Here is a 6,177-nt window from a genome sequence, read left to right as displayed (position 1 = left end):
CGCGGCACCCGGTCGATCACGCACAGCGTTCCGAGCGCCTGCCCGGTCGAGGTGATGAGCGGCGCGCCGGCATAGAACTTGATATTGGGCTCGCCCGTGACCAGCGGGTTGTCGGCAAAGCGTTCGTCCCGCGAGGTATCGCTCACGATCATCACGCTTTCCGGCACCTGGATCGCGTGGGCGCAGAAGGAATGCGCGCGGGGCGTCTGTCGCGCTGCCAGCCCCACCTTGGCCTTGAACCACTGCCGGTCGGCATCCACCAGCGAAACGAGCGCGATGGGCGTCTGGCACAGGGCCGCCGCCAGCCGGGCGAACTCGTCGAAGGCCGCTTCCTCGTCCGTGTCCAGGATGCGCATGGATTCCAGTTCGGCCTGGCGCAGCAGTTCCGACTGTGCCGCATCCGCCGCGGCCGATGGGGGCAGTGCCGCGCGCACCTTGCGGCGGCGCGGCCGCGCGGCGTCCGCGCCGCGGTGGATGCTGTCGTGCAGCACCTGCGCCAGTTCGTCCAGCGAATAAGGCTTGGGCAGCAACGTGAAGCCATGGTCGGGGCTTTGCGCCAGCACGTAGCTGTAGCCGCTGGACAGCACGATGGGCAGGGCCGCGCCATAGCGCTGGCGGATCTCGCGGCCCAGTTCGATGCCGCTCATGCCGGTCATGACCACGTCGGAGAACACCGCCACGAAGCGGCCCGGGCCGGCCTTCAAGGCCTCCAGCGCCTTCTCGCCGCTGGCCGTGACCACGGTGGTGTAGCCCAGTTCGTGCAGGGTCTGCTCGACGGATGCCGAGACTTCCGCGTTGTCCTCCACCACCAGCACGCAGCCACCGTTGCCCAGGGCCAGCCGGTCGTCGCCTTCGGCGGCCTGCGCGTCGTAGCCGGGGCGCGCGGCGCGCGGCAGGTACAGGGTGAAACGGCTGCCCTCACCCAGCGTGCTTTCCACACGGATGTCGCCGCCGGACTGCTTGGCGAAGCCGAACACCTGCGACAGGCCCAGCCCCGTGCCGTGGCCCACGCCCTTGGTGGTGAAAAAGGGCTCGAAGATCTGCGTGAGGTGCTCGGGCGCGATGCCCGTGCCGCTGTCGATGATGGACACGGCCACGAATTTGCCCGGCACCGCGGGCTGCGACTGCAGCGCGGGAATCTCGGAGACGGCCCGCACCTCGATGGTGAGCTTGCCGCTGCCCTGCATGGCGTCGCGGGCATTGACGGCCAGGTTCACCAGGGCGGTGTCGAACTGGCTCGGGTCGGCGTGCACGAAGCAGGCCGTCTCCGCCAGGTTCAGCTCGATCTCGATGCGCGCGCCCGCCAGGCTGGCGATCATGTCGCTGACCGCCCGGGTGTTGTGCCCGGCATCGAACACCGTGGGCTGCAGGGCCTGGCGCCGCGCGAAGGCCAGCAGCTGGCCCGTGAGCTTGGTCGCCCGCGTCACCGCGTTGGAGATGGACTCCATGAAACGGTGGCGCCGCTCGTCAGTGAGCTGCACGCGCCGCAGCAGGTCGATCGACGTGCGGATGACCGCCAGCACGTTGTTGAAATCGTGCGCGACCCCGCCGGTGAGCTGGCCGATGGCTTCGAGCTTTTGCGACTGGCGCAGCGCCTCTTCGGCCGTGCGCTCGCGCGTCACGTCGCGCGCCACCGCATGGACCAGGCCCTCCTCGGGCACGGCGGTCCAGCTCAGCAGGCGGTAGCTGCCGTCTTCCTTGCGCCAGCGGTTTTCGAACACCAGCGTGGGCGCGCCGGCCTCCAGCCTGGCCAGTTCGGCGGCCATGCCCTCGGCATCTTCGGGGTGGATGAATTCGGCCACGGCATGGCCGGCCATCTGGGGCTTTTCCCATCCCAGAAGGCGCGTGGCGGCGGGATTGACCGCGGCGATCACGCCCTGGAAGTCGCACACCAGCATCAATTCGCGCGAGAGCGCCCACAAGCGGTTGCGGTCGCGCACGCTTTCGGCTTGCACCAGCTTTTGCTCGTGGATGTCGGTGCTGGTGCCGATCCACCGGCTGATGGCCCCGCCCCCCGTTTGCAGGGGCAGCGCCCGCACCAGATGCCAGCGCATCTCGCCGTCCGCGCGGCGGATGCGGAACTCGGTTTCATACTGTTCGCCGGAGGCGACGCTCGCCTGCCACAGCTGGGACACCGCCGGCAGGTCTTCGGGGTGCACGAGGCTCTTCCATCCGTCGCCGTCCAGCGTGCCCGGTTCGGCCTGGCTGTATTCATAGACCCGGTCGTTGAACCAGTCCAGCTGGCCATCGCTCCGGGCGGTCCACACGTGGCTGGGCAGCGACTGGGCGAAGGTGCGGAACTCCGCCGCGCTGTCGGCCACCGCCTGCAGCGCCGCCTTGCGGTCAGTGATGTCCTGCACCACACCGACCATGCGAACGATCGCACCGTCCGGGCTGCGCACGAATTCGGCCTTGCGGGCGATCCAGCGCAGGGCGCCATCGGTGGCGCGGCGGATGCGGTACTCCACATCCAGCGGGGCCGATTCGGCGTTGCGGGTTTCGCGGGCGGAGCGGACCTCGGCGTCCTCGGGAATCACCAGCGCTTCCAGCGCCTTGGCGGGGATGGTCTCGGCCTCGGGCACGCCGAAGATGCGATAGAACTCGCGCGTGCCGTACAGCAGGTCGGTGGCCAGTTCGAGGGAGAACGTGCCCACACCGCCCGCCTTCTGCGCGCGGTGCAGGCGTTCTTCGGACTGGCGCAGCGCCTCGGCCGCGCGGTGCTGCTCGGTACGGTCGCGCAGCACCTTCACGAAGCCGATCGGCGTGCCGTCACCATCGCGGATCGGCGTCATCTCGCCGTTGGCCCAGAAGCGCTCGCCGGATTTGCGCACATGCCAGCGCTCGTCGGTGCCCACGCCCCGCGTGAGCGCGGCCTGCATCTCCATCTCCATGCGGTGCGCGGCGCGGTCCTCGGGGGTGAAGATCCGGGCGGCGTTATGGCCCAGCATTTCGGATTCCGTCCAGCCGAGCACGCGGCGGGCACCTTCGTTCCACCGCGTGACCTGGCCCTGCAGGTCGAACGCGATGATGGCGTAGTCGATGGCGCTGTCCAGGATCTGGCGGTTGCGGATGTCGGTATCCGGCAAGGGTGCCGATGGCGCGGCGGCCTCGCTCCACTGCGCGATCGCGGCCTGCACGGACTGCGGCCAGTGCACGGCGGGCCCCAGGGGGGTCAGGGACCAATCGAACTCGGAGATCGCTCGCGCGTCGTGGCGGCTACCCGGGGAATCGGCAGAGCCGGCGGCCGCTGGGCCGGGGACGGTGTGCATTGAGAAAAAACCTTTGAATCGCTCGCTCGTTTGGGTGTCGATGTGCAGTCGGGCCCGGCCGTTGCCGGCGGTCTCGCAGCGCTGCGCAGCTTGTCATCATGCCTTTTTTCCAAAAGGCCCGGCGACCCGCCGGGCCGCCGGGCCGGGGCTCAGCCTGGCCCGCCGAACCGCTCGCGGTAGGCCTGCGGGGTGATCCCCAGGCGGCGCAGAAACAGCCGGCGCAGCGGCTCGTCCGACCGGAAACCCACCCGCGCCGCCACGGTTTTGAGCGGCAGGCCGTTCTCTTCCTCCAGCAGCCGGCGGGCGCCTTCCAGCCGGGCGGTCTCGATGAAGTCCGAGGGGCTTTGCCCGCATTCCTGCAGGAACACCCGGCGGAAGTTGCGCTCGCTCATGGCCGCCCGCGAAGCGAGCTGCTGCAGGGGCAGGGACTCGGCCAGGTGCGACAGCACCCACGCCTGCACCTCGCGGATGCCCGGGTGGCGCGTGCCCTGGCTGGCCAGGTGCATGCTGAACTGCGATTGCCCGCCGGGGCGCTTCAAGTACATCACCAGGTCGCGCGCCACCTCCAGCGCCAGGGTGCGGCCGAAGTCCTCCTCCACCAGGGCCAGCGCCAGGTCGATGCCGGCGGTGACCCCGGCCGAGGTCCACAGGTTGCCGCTGCGCACGTAGATCGCGTCGGCATCCACGCGCACGGCGGGGAAACGGCGCTGCAGCAGATCGGCCACGCTCCAGTGCGTGGCCGCCTGCGCGCCGTCCAGCAGGCCGGCCGCCCCCAGGAAGAAGCTGCCCGAGCACAGCGCCACCATGTGCCGCACCCGCGGCGCCGTGGCCGCCGCCCAGGCCACCACGCCGGGGGAGGCCGCCAGCGCCGTCTCGATGTCGCGCGACCCCACCACCAGCGCGATGTGCGGATCGGGCCCCTGCCCCAGCTGGCGCGTGGCCCGCAGCGACATGGCCGTGTCGGAAGGCACGTCGCCCAGCCCTTGAGCCGCCACCGATACCGCATAGCCCGGCGGCTGGCCGCGCCGCGCCAGGTGCACGTTGGCATAGTCGAACACCGACATGGGGCCGATCGCCTCCAGGGCCTTGAAGCCGGGGTAGACGACGATATCGACGGTGTAGGGAGTGGACATGACGGGCAGAAACCAAGAAATCAAAAGACGGCGGGCGGCACGACCCGCTCCAGCGGCCAAGATGCCCGGCACGGCGGCCAAACACGGCCGGGGCCCGCGCGGCGCGCGGCGGAGCGGGCCAAACGCTTTTACGCTCGCGGCACCGGCATGCAGGACCGTCCGGGCGCCGCCCGGGCCGGATTGGCGCAGCGATTGTCGCCGGCCGATCCGGCCATGCAAGGCGGCCGGACCTGCCGCATCTGCTAGAAAGACTGCTGCAGACGCCCGATGCGCCGCGCCCGCCGGCATAAGACGCCGCCGTGCCCCTCCCTTTTGCGAGCCACCGAACCACCCACTGACAGGAGCCCCATCCCATGAAAACCCAAGCCGCCGTCGCCTGGAAGGCCGGAGAACCCCTCACCATCGAAACCGTGGACCTGCAGGGCCCGAAATTCGGCGAGGTGCTGGTCGAAATCAAGGCCACCGGCATTTGCCACACCGACTACTACACCCTCTCGGGCGCCGACCCGGAAGGGATCTTTCCCGCCATCCTGGGCCACGAAGGCGCGGGCATCGTGGTGGACGTGGGGCCGGGCGTGACCACGCTCAAGAAGGGCGACCACGTGATCCCGCTGTACACGCCCGAATGCCGCCAATGCAAGTTCTGCCTGTCGCGCAAGACCAACCTGTGCCAGTTGATCCGCGGCACGCAGGGCAAGGGCCTGATGCCGGACGCCACCAGCCGCTTCAGCATCGACGGCCAGCCCATCTTCCACTACATGGGCACGAGCACGTTCAGCAACTACACCGTGGCCCCCGAGATCTCGCTGGCCAAGATCCGCGAGGACGCCCCGTTCGACAAGGTCTGCTACATCGGCTGCGGCGTGACCACCGGCATCGGCGCGGTGCTGTTCACTGCCAAGGTGGAGGCCGGCGCGAACGTGGTGGTGTTCGGCCTGGGCGGCATCGGACTGAACGTGATCCAGGGCGCCAAGATGGTGGGCGCGGACAAGATCATCGGCGTGGACATCAACCCCGCCCGCCAGGAGATGGCGCGCCAGTTCGGCATGACGCACTTCATCAACCCGAATGAGGTCGAGAACGTGGTGGACGCCATCGTGCAGCTGACCGACGGCGGCGCGGATTATTCCTTCGAATGCATCGGCAACACCAAGGTGATGCGCCAGGCGCTGGAGTGCACGCACAAGGGCTGGGGCCGCAGCATCATCATCGGCGTGGCCGAGGCCGGCGCCGAGATCAGCACGCGCCCCTTCCAGCTCGTGACGGGCCGCAAGTGGGAAGGCTCGGCCTTCGGCGGCGCCCGGGGCCGCACCGACGTGCCCAAGATCGTGGACTGGTACATGGAGGGCAAGATCGACATCGACAGCCTGATCACCCACACCATGCCCCTGGCCGACATCAACCACGGGTTCGACCTGATGAAGCGCGGCGAGTCGATCCGCGGCGTGGTCATCTACTGACCGCCCCGCGGCAGACCCAGATGGTGCCCGCCATGGACCGCATGGAACCCCTGCGCCGGATCGAGGCCGGCGTGCTCGACGTCGCGTATTTCGAGGCCGGCCCCGCCGGGGGGCCGCCCGTCGTGCTGCTGCACGGCTTTCCCTACGACATCCACGCCTATGCCGAGGTCGCGCCGCGGCTGGCCGCGCAAGGGTGCCGGGTGGTGGTGCCGTTCCTGCGGGGCTACGGCCCCACGCGGTTCCTGAGCGCGGCCACGCCCCGCTCGGGCGAGCAGGCGGCGCTGGGCGCGGACCTGCTGGCGCTGCTCGATGCGC

General features: G+C 69.8%; 4 protein-coding genes. 2 read left to right on the top strand and 2 right to left on the bottom strand.

The window, feature by feature from the left end; genetic code table 11:
• The coding region (locus AC27IO_RS18995) for a PAS domain S-box protein (RefSeq protein WP_498740197.1) at positions 1-3,269 on the bottom strand (3,269 nt) is incomplete at its 3' end.
• 149 nt (positions 3,270-3,418) lie between these two features.
• Positions 3,419-4,402 carry a GlxA family transcriptional regulator gene (locus tag AC27IO_RS18990; RefSeq protein ID WP_284431470.1) on the bottom strand — a complete coding sequence of 328 codons (984 nt, stop codon included), beginning with the start codon at positions 4,400-4,402 and terminating at the stop codon, positions 3,419-3,421.
• A 353-nt stretch (positions 4,403-4,755) separates the two neighbouring features.
• Here AC27IO_RS18990 and AC27IO_RS18985 point away from each other — a divergent pair, with 353 nt between their 5' ends.
• Positions 4,756-5,862, top strand: a complete 1,107-nt coding sequence (locus AC27IO_RS18985; protein ID WP_092744641.1) for an S-(hydroxymethyl)glutathione dehydrogenase/class III alcohol dehydrogenase — start codon at positions 4,756-4,758, stop codon at positions 5,860-5,862.
• A gap of 32 nt (positions 5,863-5,894) precedes the next feature.
• On the top strand, positions 5,895-6,177 hold a 283-nt coding region (locus AC27IO_RS18980), incomplete at its 3' end, for an alpha/beta fold hydrolase (RefSeq protein ID WP_487090947.1).

Source organism: Acidovorax sp. KNOB132, from assembly GCF_057541515.1.
Note: the sequence above shows the minus strand (reverse complement) of the source record. Positions and strands in the feature narration are given on the sequence as shown.

What these genes read in the sequence shown, in the direction of transcription:
- AC27IO_RS18990 (WP_284431470.1), bottom strand. Translation starts at nt 4,402, where the DNA reads ATGTCCACTCCCTACACCGTCGATATCGTCGTCTACCCCGGCTTCAAG.
- AC27IO_RS18985 (WP_092744641.1), top strand. Translation starts at nt 4,756, where the DNA reads ATGAAAACCCAAGCCGCCGTCGCCTGGAAGGCCGGAGAACCCCTCACC.